We start from the raw sequence: 21,936 nt of genomic DNA on the forward strand, positions 1-21,936 counted from the left end.
CTGCTGACCGCGCCGGCGCCACCGGTCCCTGCGCGCGACGACGGCCCCCGCGCGCGACGACGGCCCGGTGCGCATCGCGGTCAGCCGGACCCGCCCGCCGGCCGTGGCCGAGGCCGTCGCCGCGGCGCTCGGCGGCGAGCTGGTGCCCCTGGGCTCGGCCGGCTACAAGACGCTGGCGGTGGTGCGCGGCGAGGTCGACGCCTACGTGCACGCCGGCGGCATGTACCAGTGGGACTCCGCCGCGCCGGTCGCCGTCGCCCGGGCCGCGGGTCTGGCCACCAGCCGGCTGGACGGCACGCCGCTCGTCTACAACGCCGCGGAGCTCTCCCTCCCCGACCTGGTCGTATGCCGCCCGGAGCTGGCCGGGCCGGTGCTCGACGCGGTGCGCGCCACGGGATAGCGGGGCGGGGCGGGAATCTGCACCGAACCGATCGGGTTAGTGTTCTCGACGTTCGCCGCCCCCTGCACCCCCGGAGCACTCCAGGTGACCACTCCTGACTACCGGCTGAGCCAGCTGGAGACGCTGGAGGCCGAGTCCGTCCACGTCCTCCGCGAGGTCGTCGCCGAGCTCGAGCGGCCGGTGCTGCTGTTCTCCGGCGGCAAGGACTCGATCGTGATGCTGGAGCTCGCGCGGAAGGCCTTCGCGCCGGCCCGCATCCCGTTCCCGGTCCTGCACGTGGACACCGGGCTGAACTTCCCCGACGTGCTGGAGTTCCGCGACAAGCGGGTCGCCGAGCTGGGCGTGGAGCTGATCGTGGCCTCGGTGCCCGATGCGATCGCCGCGGGCACCGTCAAGGAGGAGCCCAACGGCTCCCGCAACCGCATCCAGACCCCGGTGCTGCTCGACGCCGTCGAGGAGCACGGCTTCACCGCGCTGTTCGGGGGCGCCCGGCGGGACGAGGACAAGGCCCGCGCCAAGGAGCGGCTGTTCAGCTTCCGCGACGAGTTCGGCCAGTGGGACCCGAAGAACCAGCGCCCGGAGCTCTGGGACCTCTACAACGGCCGGATCCACCTCGGGGAGTCGATCCGGGTCTTCCCGCTGTCGAACTGGACCGAGCTGGACATCTGGCAGTACATCCTCGAGGAGGAGATCGCGATCCCGCCGCTGTACCTGGCGGAGGAGCGGGACGTCGTCGAGCGCCAGGGGATGCTCTACGCGGTCAACGAGTTCATCCGGCCGCGTGACGGCGAGCAGGTGCGCCGGGAGCGCGTGCGCTACCGCACCGTCGGCGACGCCAACCTCACCGCCGCGGTGCCCTCGACCGCGACCACCGTCGAGCAGGTCATCGCCGAGATCGCGGCGACGCGGATGACCGAGCGCGGCGCCACCCGCGGCGACGACAAGGTCAGCGACGCCGCCATGGAGGACCGCAAGAAGGAGGGGTACTTCTGATGAGCGCGCCCACGCTGACCGACGCCGCCACGGAGATCGCCCTCGCGCGCAAGGACATCCTGCGGATCGCCACCGCCGGATCCGTCGACGACGGCAAGAGCACCCTGATCGGCCGGCTGCTGTACGACAGCAAGGCGATCTTTGAGGACCAGTACGAGGCGGTGGAGCGGGCCAGCAAGGGCGACTACGTCGACCTCGCGCTGCTCACCGACGGCCTGCGCGCCGAGCGCGAGCAGGGCATCACCATCGACGTCGCCTACCGGTACTTCTCCACCCCGCGGCGCACGTTCATCCTGGCCGACACCCCGGGGCACGTGCAGTACACCCGGAACATGGTCACCGGCGCCTCGACCGCGGACCTGGCGATCGTGCTGGTCGACGCCCGCAAGGGCATGGTCGAGCAGAGCCGGCGGCACGCCTTCCTCGCGTCGCTGCTCCGGGTGCCGCACCTGGTCGTCGCGGTGAACAAGATGGACCTCGTCGACTGGTCGGAGGCCGCGTACGAGGCGATCCGCGAGGAGTTCACCGCGTTCGCCGCGAAGCTGAACATCCCCGACCTGACGGTGGTCCCGATCTCGGCGCTGCACGGCGACAACGTCGTCACCCGCTCGGAGCGCACGCCCTGGTACGAGGGCTCCTCGCTGCTGCACCACCTCGAGCACGTGCACGTCGCCAGCGACCGCAACCTGGTCGACGCCCGGTTCCCCGTCCAGTACGTGATCCGGCCGCACTCCGACGCGTTCCACGACTACCGCGGCTACGCCGGCACCGTCGCCAGCGGCGTCCTGCGCACCGGCGACGAGGTGCAGGTCCTGCCCAGCGGGTTGACGACGACGATCGCCGGCATCGACGGCCCCCGCGGGCGGATCGACGAGGCGTTCCCGCCGATGTCGGTGACCCTGCGGCTGGCCGACGACCTCGACGTCTCGCGCGGCGACATGATCTGCCGGCCGGCGAACGCGCCCACCGCCACCCAGGACCTCGATGCGCTGATCTGCTGGATGGCCGACGAGCCGCTGCGGCCGAGGCAGCGGCTGGCGATCAAGCACACCACCCGGTCGGTGCGTGCCGTGGTGAAGGAGCTGGCCTACCGGCTCGACGTCAACACGCTGCACCGCGACCAGGACGCCGGCGAGCTCGGGCTCAACGACATCGGCCGGGTGCGGCTGCGCTGCACCCAGCCGCTGTTCGTGGACGACTACGCGCGGAACCGGGCCACCGGCCGGTTCATCCTCGTCGACGAGGCGACCAACGCCACCGTCGGCGCGGGCATGCTGACCGCGGCGGGCTAGCGCCGAGCCTCAGCGCAGCCGGACCGGGAGCACCTCGAAGCCGCGCAGCGTGCGCAGGTCGCGGCGCTCGCCGGGGCCGGCCACGCGCAGCGCCGGGAACCGCTCCGTCAGCGCGCGCAGGGCGACCACCGCCTCGAGCCGGGCCAGCCCCGCGCCCAGGCAGTAGTGGATCCCCGCCGAGAAGGCCAGATGCTCGCGCGCGTTGGGCCGGGTGACGTCGAACCTCGCCGGCTCCTCGAAGACCGCCGGGTCCCGGTTGGCGGCACCCAGCAGCACCGTCACCCGGGTGCCCTCCGGCACCGCGTGGCCGGCGAGCTCGACGTCGGCCCTCGCCGTGCGGCCGGTGAGCTGCACGGGGCTGTCGATGCGCAGCACCTCCTCCACCGCGTCGTCCCAGCCGGCCGGCTCCGCGGCGAGGGCGTCCCACTGGTCGCGGTGGGCGTCGACCAGCGCGACCGCGTTGCCGATCAGGTTGACCGTCGTCTCGAAGCCGGCCCCGAGCAGGAGCATCACGGTCGCGTGCAGCTCCCGCTCGGTGAGCGCGTCGTCGGCCGGCAGCGTGACCAGCCGGCTCACCAGGTCCTCGCCGGGGTCGCGGCGCAGCCGGTCGAAGTGCTCCCGCAGGAAGGCGTGCATCGCCCGCAGCGCGTTCTCGGCAGCCACGTACCGGCGGAACGGCAGGCCGACGTCGAGGGTGGCCGCGGCGGCGGCCCCCCACCGCAGGAAGTCCTCCCGCCGGTCGGTGGGCACGCCGAGCAGGTCGGCGATGACCAGCACCGGGAGCTGCGCGGCGTAGGCGTCGACCAGGTCGACGGGCCCGTCGACGGCGCGGCGGTCGAGCTCGTCGAGCAGCCGGTCGGCGGTCGCCTGGATCATCGATTCCGAGGCCAGGGTGGCCCGCGGCGTGAACGACCTGCTGACCAGCCGGCGCAGGCGGGTGTGGTCGGGCGGATCGGCCACCAGCATCGACGGCGGCTCGGCCACACCCGTGGCGTCCAGCTCGTCGCCGAAGGCCAGCAGCCGGTGCACCACGCCGGGGACGCCGGGCAGGGCGGCGAGGTCCCAGGCCGAGCCGAAGGAGTCGGAGCGGAGGACCTCCTGGGTGACGGCGTGCGAGGCGGTCACCAGGCCGATCCCGCTGGGTGACAGCGGGCCGCGGGCGCGGATCTGCTCGTAGAGCGCGTAGGGCTCCGCGCCGGCGCGCCGCCGCAGCACCCGGCCGATCGGATCGTCACGGCGGGCGCCGACGGCGAGGAACGCGGCCGGCACACCGTGGCGGAAGGTGTAGCGGACCAGCGTGCGGGCCGGACGCAGGGCAGGCCGCGCGGTGACTGTCATCGCCGCAGTCTGGCCGAGGGAGTGGGGCGCCGCAGCGTGCCCGCGGCGGCCCACTCCACCGGCGTCAGGCCTTGTCGGTGGGCGCCGGGGCCGATCCCGGGTCGCCGTCCCAGTCCTTGCCCGCGACGTCCGCGTGCTCCGAGGCGCTGTCGGTCTGCTCGGCGACGGTCTCGACCATCTCCTCGTCGGAGACGCCCTCACCAGCGGCATGCGTGTTGTTCGACTCGCTCATCGCGGTCCTCCCTCTCGATCGTGTTCCCCGGGCGGTCCCCGATCACGGTCGGCGGCAAACCAGCCGCCGATCACATCACCCGTCGTCCGCCACCGGGAGGAGCTCGAACCAGACCCGCTTGCCGCCCCGGTGGTCCTCCACACCCCAGCGGTCCGCGATCGCCTGCACCATCCGCATGCCCCGGCCCCGCGGCCGGTCGAGCGTGAGCTCTCGGATCACCGGGCGTACCGAGGAGCCGTCCACGACGGAGATGCGCAACCAGTCGTCGGAGAGCTCGAGTTCGAGGGTCAGGCAGTCCCCGCCACCGACGTGGTCGACGACGTTGGCGACCAGCTCCGTCACCAGCAGCGCCGCGTCGTCGCGATCGTGCGGCGCGCCCCACGCCCGGAGCAGCTCCACCGTGACGTGCCGGGCCGCGGGCACGCTGGCCGCCGTCGGGAACAAGTCGACGCTGGCGGTACGAGTGGACACGCTGTTTCCGTTCTGCTGCCGGCCGCGGAGTCGGGGGCTCCCCGCATCCCGTGGCGCACAACCAATCACGGACGAACCGGATGCGCAAGGGGGGTTGCGTGTCATGGGAATTGCATGTCATGGGAGTTGCATGCAATAGGCATTTAGATGCATAGTGTGCAACCGGACTGTCGGCAGTTGTGGGGAGCGGGGATGGACACCGAGCGCCGTGCGCGGACGCCCGGCGAGGCGGCCGAGGTGTCCCTGGTCGCACTGGTGAGCGAGCTCGACCGCTGCCTGGAGGAGCTGGTGCAGGCCCGGGCTCGCGCGGAGAAGCTCCTGCAGGAGCGGCGGGCCGGGCGGGCGTGGCTGGATCTCGTCACCGGCGAGGCCCGGCCTCTGATCGTCGAGCGCATCTCGACGGTCCTGGCATCGCTGTCCGCCGCGGGACACGTCTGGCGCCGGGACCAGGCGGCCGCCCTGCAGGCGGAGGACGTCAGCATCAACCGCATCGCCGCGCTGTTCGGCGTGACTCGGCAACGCATCTCGGCGCTGCTCAAGGAGTAGGCGGACCGCGTCCCGCTCAGGCGATCAACTGGTCGATGGCCTTGTAGATCCGCTGCTCGGACACCGGCCGCGGCGTCCCGACGCTCTGCGCGAACAAGCTCACCCGGAGCTCCTCGATCATCCACCGCACCCGGGCGACCGGGTCGTCGGGCGCCCCCGTCGCCGGCACCTCGGCACGCAACTGCTCGTACTCCGCCGTCACCGCCGCGACCTGCGCGGTCCAGAGCTCGTCGCGGACGGCGTTGGCCGGCAGCTTCTCCAGCCGGTGCGCCATCGCGCGCAGGTAGCGGACGAGGTCGGGCAGCCGGCGGCGGCCGGTCGCGGCCACGAAGCCGCGGTGCAGCAGCCCGGTCATCTGGCGGCGCAGGTCCGCAACGGCCGCCTCGGGCACCCGGCGTCCCGACGCGGCACCGATGGCGACCGCCACCTCGCGCGCCTGCGTCAGCACCGCCTCCACCTTCTGCACGGTGTCGACGGTGAGCGGGTGCAGCTCGCGCCTCGCCGTCGCCACGAGCGCGTCGAAGGCCGCCTCGTCGCGCGGCGGCCCACCCGCGGCCGCGACGAGCTCGGCGGCAGCGGCGTCGACGCAGTCGTCCACGAGGGCGGGGATCTCCCCGTCGGGGTTGAACTGCAGCGCCAGGCGGGTGCGCGGCGACAACCCCTTGACGACCTGCTTGGCCGGGGAGCCCGCGACGAGCACGAGGAGCCGCCGGGCGCCACGCCACATGAGCCGGCTCGCCTCGGCCTCGGTGGGCACGACCCGGACGCCGACCGTCTCTCCCTCGTCCACCAGCGCCGGATAGGCCGTGACCTCGTGGTCGCCGCGGCGCACCTGCACGGTCCGCGGCAGCGTGCCGACGTCCCAGCCGGTCATCCGGCTGCGCTCGACCGACGCGGCGGCCGCCGCGAGGGTGGCGCGCGCCTGAGGGGCGACCTGCGCCTTGAGCGCGGCGAGGTCCTTGCCGGTGGCCAGGGGGCGCTGCTGGTCGTCGAGCACGCGGAAGGTCGCGCGCAGGTGGTCGGGCACCTGCGCCGGCTGCCAGGCGTCGGCCGGGACGACGACGCCCGCGGCCCGGCGCAGCTCCCGCTCCAGGGCGGGCAGCAGGGGCTCGCCGGGATCGATGTGCGGCAGGACCTGACGGACCCGGTCAGGGATGGGGACCAGCGCCCGGCGGTGCTGCTTGGGCAGGGTGCGCAGCAGCGCCGTCACCAGCTCCTCGCGCAGGCCGGGGACGGTGAACGCCAGCGATTCGCCCGACGTCCGCTCGGCCACCGAGTCGAGCACACCGAGCGGCACGTCGACGGTGACGCCGTCCTCGGCCGTGCCCGGCGCGAACGCGTAGGACAGCGGCAGCGTCAGGCCCTGAACCAGCTCCACCGCGTCCGGGTAGTCCGCCGGGTCGACCTGGCCGGCCGCCGCGGCGTCGGTGAGCATCGCCGGGGTGAAGGTGAGCAGGTCCGGCGTCCGGTGCCGGGCCTGCTTCCACCACCTGTCGAAGTGCCGGGTGGAGACGATGTCAGCGGGGATGCGCGCGTCGTAGAGCTCGAACAGCGTCTCGTCGTCGACGGCGATGTCTCGCCGGCGGGCACGCTCCTCCAGCCGGCCGACGTCCTCGATGACCCGCTGGTTCTCCGCCCAGAACCGGTGGTGCGTCGTCCACTCCCCCTGCACCAGCGCGTGCCTGATGAACAGCTCGCGGGAGACCTCCGGGTCGATCGAGCCGTACTGCACCCGGCGGCCGACGACCAGCGGCAGGCCGTAGAGCGTCACCCGCTCGGTGGCGACGACCGAGCCGCGCTTGGCGTCCCAGCGCGGCTCGGAGTACTGCCGCTTCACCAGGTGCGCGGCGAGCTTCTCGACGTCCTCGGGGTCGATCCGCGCCACGGTCCGGGCGAACAACCTGCTGGTCTCGACGAGCTCGGCGGCGACCACCCAGCGCGGCGGTTTCTTGGCCAGCGGGGTGCCCGGCGCCAGCACGAACCGGGTGTTGCGGGTGCCCAGGTACTCCCGGCTCCCCCGCCGCCCGCCGTCCGAAGGGCGTTTATGGCCATTTCTGCCCTTCTCGGGCTCGGCCTGCATGCCGACGTGGCTGAGCAGCCCTGCGGTGAGCGCCGCGTGGATGCCGCGTTCGTCGGGTTCGGTGCCGAGTTCACCCAGCGCCATGCCGAGCCGGCGCGCCGTTCCGCGGAGCTGGCCGTGCAGGTCCTGCCACTCGCGGATGCGCAGGTAGTGCAGGAACTCGCGCTTCACGGTGCGGCGGAACTGGTTGCCGCTCAGCGCCTCCTGCTGCTCCCCCAGGTACCGCCAGAGGTTGAGCAGCGCGAGGAAGTCGGAGTTCTCGTCGGCGAACCGGCGATGCAGCTCGTCGGCCGCCTGCTGGTGCTCGGTCGGCCGTTCGCGCGGGTCCTGGATGGTGAGCCCCGCCGCGATGACCAGGACCTCCTCCAGCACACCGCGGCGGTCCGCCTCGACCACCATCCGGGCCATGCGCGGGTCGAGCGGCAACGCGGCCAGGGACCGGCCGATGCCGGTCAGCTTCCCGTGCTCGTCGAGGGCATGCAGCTCCTCGAGCAGGGCCAGCCCGTCGGCGACGGCGCGGCGGTCGGGCGGGTCGACGAACGGGAACTCCTCGACGGCGCCGAGGTCGAGCGCGGCCATCTGCAGCAGGACCGAGGCGAGATTGGTGCGCAGGATCTCCGGATCGGTGAACTCGGGACGGCTCTCGAAGTCCTCCTGCGTGTACAGCCGGATCGCGATGCCCGGTCCGAGCCGTCCGCACCGGCCCGAGCGCTGCCGGGCCGAGGCCTGGCTGACCGGCTCGATCGGCAGCCGCTGGACCTTGGTGCGATGGCTGTACCGCGAGATCCGCGCGGTGCCCGGATCGATGACGTAGCGGATCCCCGGCACGGTCAGCGAGGTCTCGGCGACGTTGGTGGCCAGCACGATCCGGCGGCCGGCGTGCGGGGCGAAGACCTTGTGCTGGTCGGCCGCGCTCAGCCGTGAGTACAGCGGGACGATCTCGGTGTTCGGGAGGGCACGTTCGGCCAGCGCGTCCTGGGTGTCGCGGATCTCCCGCTCCCCGGCGAGGAACACCAGGATGTCGCCGGGACCCTCCGCGACGAGCTCGTCGACGGCGTCGAGGATCGCGCTGACCTGGTCGCGATCCTCGTCGGCCTCCGGATCGTCGGGGTCCACCACGGGCCGGTAGCGCACCTCGACCGGGTAGGTGCGCCCGCTCACCTCGATGATCGGCGCCCCGCGGAAGTGGGCGGCCACCCGCTCGACGTCGATCGTCGCGGAGGTGATGACCAGCTTCAGGTCCGGACGGCGCGGCAGGATCTGCGCGAGGTAGCCGAGCAGGAAGTCGATGTTGAGGCTCCGCTCGTGGGCCTCGTCGAGGATGATCGTGTCGTACTGGCGCAGCAGCCGGTCGCGCTGGATCTCGGCCAGCAGCACGCCGTCGGTCATGAGCTTGACCAGCGTGTCGTCCGAGACGTGGTCGGTGAAGCGCATCTTGAAGCCGACGGCCCCCGAGCCCAGCGGGGTGCCCAGCTCCTCGGCGATCCGCTCCGCCACGCTCCGCGCCGCGATCCGGCGGGGCTGGGTGTGCCCGATCCGACCGCGGACCCCGCGGCCCAACTCCAGGGCGATCTTGGGCAGCTGGGTGGTCTTCCCGGAGCCGGTCTCCCCGGCGACGACGACCACCTGGTGGTCCCGCAGCGCCGCGGCGATGTCGTCCCGCCGGGCGCTCACCGGGAGGTCCTCGGGGTAGGTGACGGCCGGGACGGCGGCGCGTCGGCGCGCGATGCGCTCCTCCGCGGCGGCGACGTCGGCGGCGATGCGCTCGCGCTGCCGCTCCCGCGCTGCGGCGTCCCGTGTCGTGCGCAGCCCGTCGAGGCGACGGCGCAGCCGGTGCTCGTCGGCCAGCGTGAGCGCTGCGAGCCGCGCGCGGAGATCGTCGGGCGGGGCACTCACCGGGTGTTCGCGTTCCTCTCGGCCTCGGGCGGGTACCGGCGGCTCCGCGTCGGCCGTCCCAGGATCCCACTGTCGCGGCCCCCCGCACGAGCGTCTCTCACCACTCCGGGAGCGATCCTTGCACCGAGCAACGAGGTGTACGCTGCACCTGTTTTCTGACGCACAGGGGTTCCCGTGTCCAGCACCGCACCCGGCGAGCGCCGCTCGGAGCAGCGGAATCGCGCGATGGAGCGGCTGTCCGAGCAGCTGCCGCGCTTCCTGCGGCTGATCAGCGCAGCCCGCCTCCAGCTCTCCTCCGACCCTCGCGACCGCGCTGCGCTCGTCCTGCTCTACCCGCTGGTGCGGCTGGGGCCGCTCCGGCAGGGCGCCCTGGCCGACGAGATGCACGCGGACCCCTCGACGGTCAGCCGGCACGTCGCCGTCCTCGTGGCCGAGGGCCTGGTGCGGCGGGTCGCCGACGAGACCGACGGGCGGGCCACCCGGCTCGTCGTCACCGACGCCGGCCGCGCCGCCCACGACCTGATGCGCCGGGACGCCGCCGCCGTGCTCGACCGGATCACCGCCGGATGGGGCGAGACCGACCTCACCGACTTCACCCGACTGCTGGGCCGCTTCCTCGACGACCTCGCCGGCGCCCTGCCGGGCGACGCGGCCGCACCCACTCCTCCGCCTGGAGAACCCCGATGAGCCAGACCCGCGCCGCCGATCGGGCGTCCCGCCGCCGCACCGCCGCGGCACCCGACGCCGACGGCACGTTCACCCACCGGCAGATCGTCACGATCCTCGTGGGCCTCATGGTCGCGATGTTCCTGGCGGCACTGGACCAGACCGTCGTCTCCACCGCGATCCGCACCATCGCCGACGACCTGCAGGGCTACGACCTGCAGGCGTGGGCGACGACGGCGTTCCTCATCACCTCGACGATCGCCACCCCGCTGTACGGGAAGCTCTCCGACATCTACGGCCGCCGGCCGTTCTACCTGTTCGCGATCGGCGTCTTCGTCATCGGCTCGATCCTCTGCGGGATGGCCGACACGATGTACCAGCTCGCCGTCTACCGCGCGGTGCAGGGCGTCGGCGCCGGCGGGCTGATGTCCCTGGCGCTGGCGATCATCGGCGACATCGTCCCTCCGCGGGAGCGCTCGCGGTACCAGGGCTACTTCATGGCCGTCTTCGGCTCCTCCAGCGTGCTCGGCCCCGTCGTCGGGGGCTTCTTCGCCGGGCAGGACTCCCTGCTCGGCATCGACGGCTGGCGCTGGATCTTCTACGTCAACGTCCCGCTGGGCGCGCTCGCCTTCGCTGCCGTGTGGCGGGTGCTGCACCTGCCGCACGAGCGCCGTGAGCACCGCATCGACTGGCCCGGGGCGGTGACGCTCATCGCCTTCCTCGTGCCGCTGCTCGTCGTCGCCGAGCAGGGCCGGGTGTGGGGCTGGACGTCGGGCCAGGCGGTGCTCTGCTACGTCGTCGGCGCGGTCGGCTTCGTGCTGTTCGTGCTGAGCCAGCGGGCCTACGGGGACGACGCACTGCTCCCGCTGCGGCTGTTCCGCGACCGCACGTTCACGGTCAGCGCTATCGGCTCGGTCGTCATGGGGGCCGGCATGTTCGGCGGGCTGCTGCTGCTCCCGCAGTACCTGCAGATCGTGCACGGGTCGAGCCCGACGGTGGCCGGGCTGCAGATGGTCCCGCTGGTGCTGGGCATCATGTCCGGCGGGATCATCGCCGGGAACACCATCTCCCGGACCGGCCGGTACAAGGTCTTCCCGCTGATCGGCGTCGGCCTCATGGTCGTGGCGCTGGTGTCGCTGTCGATGGTCGTCGAGGCCGACACCTCGGTGTGGACGATGGCGCCGTTCATGGTGATGCTCGGCCTGGGCCTCGGCTTCAACTTCCAGCCGGTCATCCTCGCCGTCCAGAACGCCGTCTCCCCGAAGGAGATGGGGGTGGCGACCTCGTCGGTGACCTTCTTCCGCCAGATGGGCGGGACGATCGGCACCGCGGCCTTCCTCTCGCTGCTGTTCACCCGCATGCCGGTGGAGATCGAGGCGCGCATCCGCGAGGCCGCCGCGAACAGCCCCGAGGCGGCGCAACAGGCGCTGCAACTGCAGCAGCTGGGCCTGGAGGAGGTCACCTCCGACACCACCCGCATCCTGGGGTTCCCGCTGCTGGTGGATCCGTTCCGCGAGGGCTTCACGGCCTCGGTCGACCTGGTGTTCCTGGTCGCGGCGGGCGTCGTCGCCGTCGGCTTCTTCGTGTTCCTCTTCCTCCCGCAGCTGGAGCTGAGCGCCAAGTCGGGCATCCAGGCGCGGCAGGGTGCGGCGGCGGGCACGACCGCCGACGACCCAGGGGACGGCGGCGAGCAGGCGATCGAGGCGGTGGGCGCCGTGGCACCGTTGTCGGTCGCCCCGCCGACGGGCCGCCCGAGGGACACGGGAGCGCGCTGACCCACCCGTCCGCTCGAGTTGATCATCGTCTCCGTGCACGCGACACGATGGGACACGCCGCAGCGGCGGACACCGCGGCGATGATCAACTCGCAGGGGAGGCCCGGGCGACCACGATCCGCAGGGACACTGGCCGCGTGCGTTCCTCGCTGATCCTGTCCCGCCGCGACCTCCAGTTCCTGCTGCACGAATGGCTCGACGTCGCGGCGCTGACCGACCGGCCGCGGTTCTCCGAGCACTCGCGGGAGACGTTCGACGCGGTGCTGGAGCTGGCCGAGCAGGTGGCGACGGACCACTTCGCCCCGCACAACCGCGCCGCCGACGAGAACGAGCCCCGCATGGTCGACGGCAGGGTCGTGCTCCTCCCGGAGGTCGCCCGGGCGCTGGAGGCCTTCGCCGAGGCCGGACTCATGGCCGGCTCCTTCGACGAGGAGCACGGCGGCATGCAGTTGCCGCACGCCGTCGGCCAGGCGGTACTCGCGTGGTTCCAGGCGGCCAACATCGGGACGTCGGCCTACCCCTTCCTCACCATGGCCAACGCCCGGCTGCTCATCGCGCACGGCAGCCGGCAGCAGATCGACACGTTCGTCGGCCCGATGGTGCAGGGCCGCTGGTTCGGCACGATGGCGCTGTCGGAGCCGCAGGCCGGCTCGTCGCTGGCCGACATCACCACCCGGGCCGAGCCGCAGGACGACGGCACCTACCGGCTGACCGGCAACAAGATGTGGATCTCCGGCGGCGACCACGAGCTCACCGAGAACATCGTCCACCTGGTGCTGGCCAGGGTGCCCGGAGGTCCGCCCGGGGTGAAAGGCATCTCGCTGTTCGTCGTCCCGAAGTTCCTGGTGGGCGAGGACGGCTCGCTCGGGGAGCGCAACGACGTCGTCCTGGCCGGCCTCAACCACAAGATGGGCTACCGCGGGACGACGAACACACTGCTCAACTTCGGCGAGGGGGTGCACACGCCCGGCGGTCGCCCCGGGGCGGTCGGCTACCTCGTCGGCGACGAGCACCGCGGCCTGGCCTACATGTTCCACATGATGAACGAGGCCCGGATCGGCGTCGGGATGGGCGCCAGCGCGCTCGCCTGCACCGGCTACCTGCACGCGCTGGAGTACGCACGGACCCGCACGCAGGGCCGTCCGGCCGGCGACAAGGCGCCCAGCAGCCCACCCGTGCCGATCATCGAGCACCCCGACGTGCGCCGGATGCTGCTGGCCGCCAAGGCCTACGCCGAGGGCGGGCTGGCCCTCGGCCTGTACTGCGCGCGCCTGGTCGACGAGGAGCAGACCGCCACGACCGAGACCGTGCGCGAGCGCGCCCACCTGCTGTTGGACGTGCTCACGCCGATCGCGAAGGCGTGGCCGTCGCAGTGGGGTCCGGTGGCGAACGACCTGGCGATCCAGGTCCACGGCGGTTACGGCTACACCCGCGACTACCCGGTCGAGCAGTTCTACCGCGACAACCGGCTCAACCCGATCCACGAGGGCACGCAGGGCATCCAGTCACTCGACCTGCTCGGCCGCAAGGTCGTGATGCAGGACGGTGCGGGACTCCGACTGCTGGTGGAGACGATCACCGCGACCACCGCCCGTGCGTCGGGGACGGAGTGGGCCGGCTTCGCCGGTGACGTCGACGCCGCGGTGGACCGGCTCGTCACCGTCACCACGACGCTCTGGAGCGCCGGGGACGCGGAGCTCGCGCTGGCCAACTCGCACGTCTACCTCGAGGCCGCGGGGCACGTCGTCCTCGCCTGGTTGTGGCTGGAGCAGGCCCTCGCGACGGGCGACAGCGACGGCGACTTCTACGAGGGGAAGCGGGCGGCGGCGCGCTACTTCTGGCACTGGGAGCTGCCCCGCACGGGCCCGCAGTTCGACCTGCTGGAATCGCTGGACCGGACGGTGCTGGACGTCGACCCCGCCGTCCTCTGACCAGCACGAGCGCTGAACAGCACGCACCCGGACAGCACGACGCCCCGCCGACTCCACGGAGGAGCGGCGGGGCGTCGGTGCGTCGTCAGGCGGCTCGCGCCGCGCCCACCGGCTCGGGCGCGGTGTGCCGGGCACCGGAGGTGCGCTCGCGCTCGCGCTCGCGCTCGTAGCGGGCGGTGGACTGCGTGCCCATCGCGATCACCAGTGCCATCAGCACCAGGAACCCGATCAGGGTCACGGCCGGCCACATCACCATGTCTCTGGTCTCCCCCACACGTCGGGTGCCGCCGCGGGGTCGGGGCGGCGGCACGTCGTCGGAGCCCTCTGTCCCCCGTCCCGGCCTCGCTCAATCGTGAATCGTGAAGATCACCTGACGGTGTGTGACCGAGATCATGCAGAGCCCTCGACCGCGGCCCGAGCGGGGCGGCGCATCGGTCCGTGGTCTCATCGGTCGGTGTCCACCCGCGCCGCCGCCCCCGCCCGGAGCGGTGGCGTCGCCTCCGTCCTGCTCGTGGTCGCCCTCTCCCTGGTGGTCACCACGCTCTCGCTGCTGCAGAGCCTGGTCATCCCCGTCCTGGACCGGATCGCGACGCAGCTCGACGTCTCCGCGGCCGCGGCCGGCTGGGTGCTGACGGCGAACCTGCTGGCCGCCGCCGTCCTCACGCCGGTGCTGGGGCGGCTCGGCGACCTCAAGGGCGAGCGCCCGGTGCTCCTCGGCATCCTGGTGACGGTCGCGCTCGGCACGGGGCTGGCGATCGTCACCGAGTCACTGGCCCTGCTGCTGGTGGCCCGCGTGCTCCAGGGCGCCTCGTACGGCCTGTTCCCGCTGTCGATCAGCGTGCTCCGCCGCGAGCTGCCCACGCGCCGGCTCGGCGTCGCCATGTCGGTGGTGAGCAGCACCCTCGGTGTGGGTGCCGTGGCCGGGCTGGTCGCCACCGGGCTGCTCGCCCGCGACGGCAGCGACTACCGCGACCCGTTCTGGATCGGCCTGGCCATCACCCTGCTGGCGCTGGTCCTGTGCGCCCGGCTGCTGCCGCACCGCCCCCCGACCGGCGTGGGGCGGGTCGACTGGTGGGGGGCCGTCGTCCTCGGTGCCGGCCTGGTGCTGCTCCTGCTGTTCGTCTCGCAGGGCAACGCCTGGGGCTGGACCTCCCCGGTCACCGTCGGCTGCCTGGCCGGCGCGGTCGTGGTCCTCGGCGGGTGGGTGGCGCTCCAGCGCCGCACGGCCCAGCCGCTGGTCCGCCCGGCGATGCTGACCGACCGGCGCACCGTCGTCCCGAATGCCGTCGGCCTGCTGACCGGCATCGCGATGTTCGCGTCGTTCCTGGCCGTCCTGCAGTACGTGCAGAGCCCGCCGGAGGTCACCGGCTACGGCTTCGGCGCGACGACGCTCGAGGCGACCGTCGTCTACCTGCTGCCCGGCGGCGTCGTCGGGATTCTCCTGGCACCGTTCGCGGGCGCCGTCGTGACCCGCTTCGGCGGCCTGCCCACGCTCGTCGTCGGCGGCACCTTCGGCACGGCCGGGTTCGTGCTGCTCACCTGGTTCCGCAGCGAGTCGTGGGCGGTGATCGCTGCCGGGCTGGTCACCCAGCTGTCGGTGACGATCGCCTACGCCGCCCTCCCGGCGCTGGTGGTGCAGGCGGTGCGGGAGGACGAGACGGGCGTGGCCAACGCGGTGAACTCGATCTGCCGGTCGGTGGGGCAGGCGCTCGGCAGCGCCCTGGCGGTCACGCTGCTCGCCGCCTACCTGGACCCCGGCACCGGCCTGCCGCGCGACTCCGCCTTCACCTGGGTGGCGCTCGTCGGCATGGCGGTCTCGGCAGCCGTGCTGGTGGTGGCGCTGCTCGGCCTGCGGGGCGATCGCCGGGCCGCGCGCCGGTCACGGCCCGATCCCCTCGCCGAGGTGGAGCAGGCCACCGCCGCCGCGGGCGAGTGGTCACCGGTGTCCGCGATCCGCTGAGCCGGTGTCCGTTCGGCAACGGCACGCCGGAATGTGGCATGGAACCGGACCGTCCGGGGCACGAAGAGCGCCGATCGAGGCCTGCGCGCCTTCCCCGACCGGAGGACTCCATGACCCGACCCACCGGCTCCAGCCGTGCGAGCAGCCCCACCAGCGAGGCCCAGTTCCACGACAACCGCGCGGCCGACCCCGCGCCGGACGACGACACGATCAGCGGCACCCGCGCCGACTACGCCCCCACGGGCGCCGATCCGAAGCCGACGACGGGCGGCACGCTCAAGCGCACGCTGAAGGAGTTCAGCGAGGACAACCTCACCGACTGGGCCGCGGCGCTCACCTACTACGGCGTCCTGGCGCTGTTCCCGGCGCTGATCGCGCTGACCTCGATCGTCGGCCTGTTCACCTCGCCGCAGCAGCTGAGCGACGCCCTGACCGAGGTGGTCCCCGCCAGCGCAGCCGACACCCTCAACCCGGTCATCGAGCAGATCGCCGGGAACAACACCGCCGCCGGCCTGGGCCTGATCATCGGTCTCGCCGGCGCCGTCTGGTCGGCGTCCGGGTACGTGGGGGCCTTCACCCGCGCGGCGAACGTCGTCTACGAGACGCCCGAAGGCCGCAAGATCTGGAAGCTCAAGCCGCTGCAGCTGCTCATCACGCTGATCGGCATCCTGTTCGCCGCGGTCATCGTGGCGCTGCTGGTGCTCAGCGGCCCGGTGGTCGACGCGATCGCCGAGGCCATGGGCATCGGCGAGACCGGACAGACCATCTGGAACGTCGCCAAGTGGCCGGTCATCCTGGTCGTGCTGGCGCTGATGATCGCCGTCCTCTACTACTCGACGCCGAACGTGAAGCTCCGCGGCTTCACGTGGGTCAGCCCCGGCGCCGGCGTGGCCATCCTCGTCGCCGTCGTCGCGTCCGCGCTGTTCGCGTTCTACGTGGCCAACTTCGGCAGCTACAACGCGACCTACGGGGCACTCGCCGGCGTGGTGATCTTCCTGATCTGGTTCTGGTTGATCAACACCGCGCTGCTGTTCGGCATCGAGCTCGACGCCGAGATCGAGCGGACCAAGGAGCTCAAGGAGGGCGTGCCGAGGGCCGAGAAGGAGATCCAGCTCGACGCCCGCGGCGAGCCCAAGGACCAGCAGACGACGTAGGCGCCGTCGAACGCACGTCAGTGGCCCTCTCCCCCACCGGGAGGGGGCCGCTGACGCGTTCGCGCCGAGTGGCCGGAACCCTCGTGCGGGGAAGAAGGGCTCCCGCGCCATTCCCAGGGCCCTCGTTCCCCGCAGCAGGGGGATGGAGCACCCCCTGCCCGATCGGGTGGTCACGCACTCGTCACGTTGCCGCGGCGGCCGGGCGGGTAGGGGGCGACGACGTCCACCGACTGCAGGGAGACCCGAACCCCATGAGCGACCGCCCCGCGGTGACCTCCGACTTCTACGACCTCGAGGCGCTGCTGCCCGACGACGAGCGCGAGCTGCTGCACCGCGTGCGGGCGTTCATGGACACCCAGGTCGAGCCGGTCATCAACCACTACTGGACCCGCGGCGAGTTCCCGCACGAGCTCGTCCCCGGCCTCGCGGAGCTGGGCATCGCCGGCAACCCCTACTCCGGCTACGGCTGCCCCGGCCGCTCCTCGCTGTTCGACGGGGTGATCGCGATGGAGCTCTCGCGGGGCGACGCCTCCATCTCCACCTTCATGGGCGCCCACGGCGGCCTGGCGATGGGGTCGATCTACCTCTGCGGCTCCGAGGAGCAGAAGCAGCGCTGGCTGCCGGCGATGGCCCGCATGGAGCTGATCGGCGCGTTCGGCCTGACCGAACCGGACGCCGGCTCGGACATCGCCCGCGGGGCGCAGACCATGTGCCGCCGCGAGGGGGACACCTGGGTCCTCAACGGCGAGAAGAAGTGGATCGGCAACGCCAGCTTCGCCGACCTGATCATCATCTGGGCCAAGGACGAGGAGTCCGACCAGGTGCTCGGCTTCGTCGTCGAGAAGGGGACGCCGGGCTTCTCGACGGTCGATCTCCAGGACAAGATCGCGCTGCGGGTCGTGCAGAACGCGCTGATCACCCTCCAGGACGTGCGGGTCCCCGAGGAGAACCGCCTGCAGGAGGCGAACAGCTTCCGGGACACCGCGAAGGTGCTGAAGATGACTCGCGCCGGCGTCGCGTGGTCGGCGGTCGGCTGCTCCCGAGGGGCCTACGAGCACGCGCTGCGCTACGCGACCGAGCGCGAGCAGTTCGGCCAGCCGATCGCGGAGTTCCAGCTCGTGCAGGACCTGCTGGTGCGGATGCTCGGCAACATCACCGCGTCGGCCGCGATGTGCGCCCGGCTCTCCCAGCTCCAGGACGACGGCACGATGACCGACGAGCAGGCCTCGCTGGCCAAGGCGTTCTGCACCATGCGGATGCGCGAGACGGTCGGCTACGCCCGTGAGCTCATGGGCGGCAACGGCATCCTGCTGGAGAACCACGTGGGGCGGTTCGCCGCGGACGCCGAGGCGATCTACTCCTACGAGGGCACCCGCGAGGTGAACACGCTGATCGTCGGGCGGGCGGTGACGGGCACCAGCGCGATCGTCTGACCTGGGCGGTTCCGCGACCTCCTGCCGGACCGCCGCGGGTGTGTTTCAGTGACCTGGCTCACATCCGCGGCTCCGAGGAGACGTCATGGCCACGACGGCACCCCAGACCGACGTCCCCGAGGCGGCCGAGGCGGCCATGGGCCTGGACATGGTCCTGGTCGACGCCGCCCGCGGGCCGTTGCGCCGGCTGATGCCACCGGCCGGCACGACGCTGCGGTTCGGGGCCGCCCTGGCGCAGCGGCCGGGCGCTGTCGTCCGGCGGACCGGGGAGCTGGCCCAGGAGCTCGGCCGGATCGCGGTGGGCCGCTCCGAGATGGCCCCGGGCCGCAAGGACAAGCGGTTCGCCGATCCGGCGTGGTCCGGCAACCCGCTCCTGCGCCGGGCCATGCAGACCCACCTGGCCACGGCGCGAACGGCCTGGGAGCTCATCGACGACGCCGGGCTCGGCTGGCAGGACGACGAGCGGATCCGCTTCACCGCCACCAACCTCGTCGACGCGCTCGCCCCGTCCAACGTGCCGGTGCTCAACCCGCTGGGCTGGAAGGCGCTCATCGACACCGGCGGGCGGAACGTCGTGCAGGGCCTCCGCCGCATGGCCGCCGACCTCGCCACACCGCCGCGGGTGCCGTCCATGGTGGAGCCGGACGCGTTCACCGTCGGGGAGGACCTCGCGGTGACGCCGGGCCAGGTGGTGTTCCGCACCGACGTGTTCGAGCTGATCCGCTACCGGCCGACGACGGAGACCGTGCGCGAGGTGCCGCTGCTCATGGTGCCGCCGACGATCAACAAGTACTACATCGCCGACCTCGCGCCGGGCCGCAGCATCGTCGAGCACTACGTCGCCGCCGGCCAGCAGGTCTTCATGATGTCCTGGCGCAACCCCGACGAGCGGCACGCCGACTGGGACCTGGACACCTACGGGCAGGCGGTGGTCGACGCGATGGACGCCGTCGAGCAGGCGTCCGGGAGCGAGCGGGTGGCCCTGCAGGCGTTCTGCTCCGGCGGGATCATCGCCGCGATGGTGCTCGCCCACCTGGCCGCCCAGGGCGGGCAGGACCGGGTGGCTGCCGCCAGCTTCGCGGTCACCGTCCTCGACTGGGCGCGGGCCGGGACCGTCACCGCCCTCATGGATCCCGACGCGGTGCGCGCCGCCACCGAGCGCTCGCGGCGGAAGGGATACCTGGACGGCGCCCAGCTGGCCGAGGTCTTCGCCTGGCTGCGCCCCAACGACCTGATCTGGAACTACTGGGTCAACAACTACCTGCAGGGCAAGCCGCCGCCGAACTTCGACATCCTCTTCTGGAACGCCGACACCACCCGGATGACCGCGGCGCTGCACCGCGACTTCATCGACATCGCGCTGGGCAACGCGCTCACCGAGCCGGGCGCCGCCACGATGCTCGGCACGCCGGTGGACCTCTCCTCGGTCACCGTCGACAGCTACGTCACGGCGGGGATCGCCGACCACCTCTGCCCGTGGCAGGCCTGCTACCGCAGCACCCAGCTGCTGGGCGGGACGAGCCGGTTCATCCTGTCGACCAGCGGTCACATCGCCTCGCTGGTCAACCCGCCGGGCAATCCGAAGGCCACCTTCCAGGTCGCCGACGACACCCCGCCGGACCCGCAGGAGTGGCTGTCCCGGGCCACCACCGAGCAGGGGTCCTGGTGGCCGGACTTCACCGCGTGGCTCGGCGAGCGGTGCGGGGACGAGGTGCCGGCACCGACCGACCTGGCCGGTGGACTGGAGGTGCTGGGTACGGCCCCGGGCACCTATGTCTTCGACAAGTAGCGGCGAGCGGGTCCGGACGGTCACCGCCGCCGGCCGCACGCTGCGGACGTCGGTGCGGCCCGGTACCGACGGGTCCGTGCCGCCGCTGCTGCTGATGAACGGCATCGGCGCGAGTCTCGAGGTGCTCCAGCCGTTCGTCGACGCCCTGGACCCGCGGCGGACGATCATCCGGTTCGACGTCCCCGGCGTGGGTGGCTCCCCGCCGCCGGTCGTCCCCTACACCCTGGCCACCTTCGGGCCGGTGGTGAGCGGCATGCTCGACCGGCTGGGGTTCGACGGCAGCGTGGACGTGCTCGGCCTGTCGTGGGGCGGCGGCCTCGCGCAGCACTTCGCCGTCCAGCACCGCCGCCGCTGCCGCCGGCTGGTCCTCGCCGCGACCGGCACCGGCGCGCTGATGGTGCCGGCGCATCCGCGGGTGCTCGGCCGGATGCTCACGCCCCGGCGGCACCGCGACCCCGCGTACGCCCGCCGCATCGCCGGGGAGATCTACGGCGGCACCATGCGCGACGAGCCCGAGCGGGCCGCCCGGGCGCTGCACGCCGAGACCCGGCTGGGGCCCCGCCGCGGCTACTACTACCAACTGGCCGCGAGCACCGGCTGGAGCAGCCTGCCCTTCCTGCGGCTGATCCGGCAGCCGACGCTGATCGTCGCCGGGGACGACGACCCGATCGTGCCGGTGGTCAACGCCCGGGTCATGGCCCGCCTGCTGCCCGACGCCCGGCTGCACGTCTACCGCGGCGGCCACATCGCGCTGGTCACCGAGGCGGCCGAGCTGGCACCGGTCGTCGAGGAGTTCCTGGACGGCTGAGCAGCTCAGTCGTGGGCGTCCCACCACGCCGCTGCCGCCTCCGCCGGTGTCCGGCCGTCGAGCTCGACGGCGCGGTTGAGCCGCACGAGGTCGTCGGTGGTCAGCCGGGCGCTGGTCTCGTCCAGGGCCCGGCCCAGCCGCTCCCCCCACCGCTCGGTGGCCGCGGCCCGCACCAGGGGGACGACGTTCTCCCGCGGCTGCAGGGACCTGTCGTCGGCGAGCAGGACCACGGGGGCGGAGGCGAGACGGGCATCGGTGGTCTCGAGCATGCCGACGTCGATCTGTCCGGACAGCAGCGCCTCGAGGGTGGCCGCGCGGGTGGGCATGCTCAGCACCCGCGCGAACCCCATGCCGTACACCTGCTGCAATCCGAGCAGGCAGAACAGCCGGTCCGGGCACTCCGGCGGACCGCCGAAGGTGAGCCCCGACGACAGCGGCGCGAGGTCGGAGAGCGTGCTCAGGTCGTGGCTCCGGGCGAAGGACCTGGTGACGACGAAGCCGTTCTGGTCCTCGGCGGCCGCCGGCGACAGGACGTCGACGTCGCGGTCCGCCATCGTGGCGGCGAGCTCGGCGTGCATCTCCTCCGGCGAGGCCGGCGAGCCCAGGGACTGCGGCCGGGCGAACGCCAGCGCCGTCCCCAGGTAGTCGATGACGACGTCGACGACCCCCTGCTGCAGCGCGGGCGAGACGACCTCGCGGGTGCCGATCCCGTGCTGGACCGTCACGGGCACCCCGGCCCGCCGCGCCGCCTCCGCGTAGACCTCCACCAGGATCTGGTTCTCCCGGAAGTCGTACGAGGCGAAGCGCACCGTCTCGACCGGCGCGGCCGCCGGCTGGGCGGGGGCGCCGCAGGCGGCGAGCAGCAGCACCAGGACGGCGACAACCGCACCTCGAGCGCCCACCGCATCCCCTCCCGCCCGCGCGGAGGCCCACCGTAGAACGACGGCGGCACGGAAAGGGATGGTCGCGACGCCGCCCGAGGAGCAGCATGCGCTGGCATGGCGACGGTGCCACAGGCCCTGCCTCCGCCGGCCGCGGCGGGGCCGGTCGTGCGGCCGGCGAGCCCGGCCGCGCCGGCCATCGCCCGCGTGCGCCGGCGGCGCCGTCCCTCGGGCGAGCCGCCCGCGCTCCCCCGGCAGCTGCGCACGTCCGGCCGGTGGTGGCTGGGGCTCA

The 21,936-nt window shown here is 72.9% G+C and carries 18 protein-coding genes; 12 read left to right on the forward strand and 6 right to left on the reverse strand.

The annotated features are described in order from the left end of the window. Positions 1–67 precede the first annotated feature (67 nt). From A6V29_RS20295 to A6V29_RS20305, 3 genes are all read left to right on the forward strand, one after another. A complete protein-coding gene (locus A6V29_RS20295) occupies positions 68–400 on the forward strand; it encodes an inositol monophosphatase family protein (protein WP_249933380.1) in 333 nt (110 codons plus the stop codon). A gap of 84 nt (positions 401–484) precedes the next feature. Next, the gene (gene cysD / locus A6V29_RS20300; protein ID WP_137161998.1) at positions 485–1,393 is read left to right on the forward strand and encodes a sulfate adenylyltransferase subunit CysD; all 909 of its coding nucleotides are present in this window, start codon (positions 485–487) and stop codon (positions 1,391–1,393) included. Then, the gene (locus tag A6V29_RS20305; protein WP_137161999.1) at positions 1,393–2,685 is read left to right on the forward strand and encodes a sulfate adenylyltransferase subunit 1; all 1,293 of its coding nucleotides are present in this window, start codon (positions 1,393–1,395) and stop codon (positions 2,683–2,685) included. The genes cysD and A6V29_RS20305 overlap by 1 nt, the downstream gene beginning before the upstream one ends. Positions 2,686–2,694: 9 nt before the next feature. Here A6V29_RS20305 and A6V29_RS20310 read toward each other — a convergent pair whose 3' ends face one another. The 3 genes from A6V29_RS20310 to A6V29_RS20315 all read right to left on the reverse strand — a co-directional run bounded on the left by A6V29_RS20310 (position 2,695) and on the right by A6V29_RS20315 (position 4,726). After that, positions 2,695–4,023: a cytochrome P450 gene (locus A6V29_RS20310; RefSeq protein WP_137162000.1), complete on the reverse strand. Its 1,329-nt coding sequence runs from the start codon at positions 4,021–4,023 to the stop codon at positions 2,695–2,697. A 64-nt stretch (positions 4,024–4,087) separates the two neighbouring features. Then, positions 4,088–4,255, reverse strand: a complete 168-nt coding sequence (locus A6V29_RS21140; protein ID WP_170977986.1) for a hypothetical protein — start codon at positions 4,253–4,255, stop codon at positions 4,088–4,090. 75 nt (positions 4,256–4,330) lie between these two features. Further along, complete coding sequence (locus tag A6V29_RS20315; RefSeq protein ID WP_137162001.1) at positions 4,331–4,726, reverse strand: ATP-binding protein; 396 nt, start codon at positions 4,724–4,726, stop codon at positions 4,331–4,333. A gap of 192 nt (positions 4,727–4,918) precedes the next feature. Here A6V29_RS20315 and A6V29_RS20320 point away from each other — a divergent pair, with 192 nt between their 5' ends. Then, a complete protein-coding gene (locus tag A6V29_RS20320) occupies positions 4,919–5,272 on the forward strand; it encodes a hypothetical protein (RefSeq protein ID WP_137162002.1) in 354 nt (117 codons plus the stop codon). A 16-nt stretch (positions 5,273–5,288) separates the two neighbouring features. Here A6V29_RS20320 and hrpA read toward each other — a convergent pair whose 3' ends face one another. Beyond that, on the reverse strand, positions 5,289–9,248 hold the full coding sequence (gene hrpA / locus A6V29_RS20325) for an ATP-dependent RNA helicase HrpA (protein WP_137162003.1): 3,960 nt from the start codon (positions 9,246–9,248) through the stop codon (positions 5,289–5,291). A gap of 174 nt (positions 9,249–9,422) precedes the next feature. On the opposite strand from hrpA, the gene A6V29_RS20330 reads away from it, so the two are divergent. From A6V29_RS20330 to A6V29_RS20340, 3 genes are all read left to right on the forward strand, one after another. Further along, the gene (locus A6V29_RS20330) at positions 9,423–9,935 is read left to right on the forward strand and encodes a MarR family winged helix-turn-helix transcriptional regulator (protein ID WP_249933381.1); all 513 of its coding nucleotides are present in this window, start codon (positions 9,423–9,425) and stop codon (positions 9,933–9,935) included. Continuing rightward, positions 9,932–11,689, forward strand: coding sequence for an MDR family MFS transporter (locus tag A6V29_RS20335; protein WP_137162004.1), 1,758 nt, complete (start codon positions 9,932–9,934; stop codon positions 11,687–11,689). The genes A6V29_RS20330 and A6V29_RS20335 overlap by 4 nt, the downstream gene beginning before the upstream one ends. A 136-nt stretch (positions 11,690–11,825) precedes the next feature. Then, positions 11,826–13,619, forward strand: a complete 1,794-nt coding sequence (locus tag A6V29_RS20340; RefSeq protein WP_137162005.1) for an acyl-CoA dehydrogenase — start codon at positions 11,826–11,828, stop codon at positions 13,617–13,619. An 85-nt stretch (positions 13,620–13,704) separates the two neighbouring features. Here the strand turns inward: A6V29_RS20340 and A6V29_RS21145 are convergent, their stop codons facing one another. Next, the gene (locus tag A6V29_RS21145; RefSeq protein ID WP_170977987.1) at positions 13,705–13,875 is read right to left on the reverse strand and encodes a hypothetical protein; all 171 of its coding nucleotides are present in this window, start codon (positions 13,873–13,875) and stop codon (positions 13,705–13,707) included. A 198-nt stretch (positions 13,876–14,073) separates the two neighbouring features. Between A6V29_RS21145 and A6V29_RS20345 the strand changes: the two genes are divergently transcribed. The 5 genes from A6V29_RS20345 to phaZ all read left to right on the forward strand — a co-directional run bounded on the left by A6V29_RS20345 (position 14,074) and on the right by phaZ (position 20,763). Beyond that, on the forward strand, positions 14,074–15,579 hold the full coding sequence (locus A6V29_RS20345; RefSeq protein ID WP_137162006.1) for an MFS transporter: 1,506 nt from the start codon (positions 14,074–14,076) through the stop codon (positions 15,577–15,579). A 110-nt stretch (positions 15,580–15,689) separates the two neighbouring features. After that, complete coding sequence (locus tag A6V29_RS20350) at positions 15,690–16,733, forward strand: YihY/virulence factor BrkB family protein (protein WP_137162007.1); 1,044 nt, start codon at positions 15,690–15,692, stop codon at positions 16,731–16,733. A 251-nt stretch (positions 16,734–16,984) separates the two neighbouring features. Next, entirely contained in the window at positions 16,985–18,166 is a 1,182-nt protein-coding gene (locus tag A6V29_RS20355) for an acyl-CoA dehydrogenase family protein (protein WP_137162008.1), read from the forward strand. An 85-nt stretch (positions 18,167–18,251) separates the two neighbouring features. Beyond that, positions 18,252–19,955 (forward strand): PHA/PHB synthase family protein, encoded by a 1,704-nt coding sequence (locus A6V29_RS20360; protein ID WP_137162009.1) that lies wholly within the window; start codon positions 18,252–18,254, stop codon positions 19,953–19,955. Beyond that, positions 19,939–20,763: a poly(3-hydroxyalkanoate) depolymerase gene (gene phaZ, locus A6V29_RS20365; protein WP_137162010.1), complete on the forward strand. Its 825-nt coding sequence runs from the start codon at positions 19,939–19,941 to the stop codon at positions 20,761–20,763. The genes A6V29_RS20360 and phaZ overlap by 17 nt, the downstream gene beginning before the upstream one ends. 5 nt (positions 20,764–20,768) lie before the next feature. Here phaZ and A6V29_RS20370 read toward each other — a convergent pair whose 3' ends face one another. Next, positions 20,769–21,665: an ABC transporter substrate-binding protein gene (locus A6V29_RS20370; protein WP_137162011.1), complete on the reverse strand. Its 897-nt coding sequence runs from the start codon at positions 21,663–21,665 to the stop codon at positions 20,769–20,771. Between the last annotated feature and the right edge of the window lie 271 nt (positions 21,666–21,936).

Source organism: Blastococcus sp. CCUG 61487 (assembly GCF_005222955.1).
In the GTDB taxonomy this organism is placed as follows: Bacteria; Actinomycetota; Actinomycetes; order Mycobacteriales; family Geodermatophilaceae; genus Blastococcus.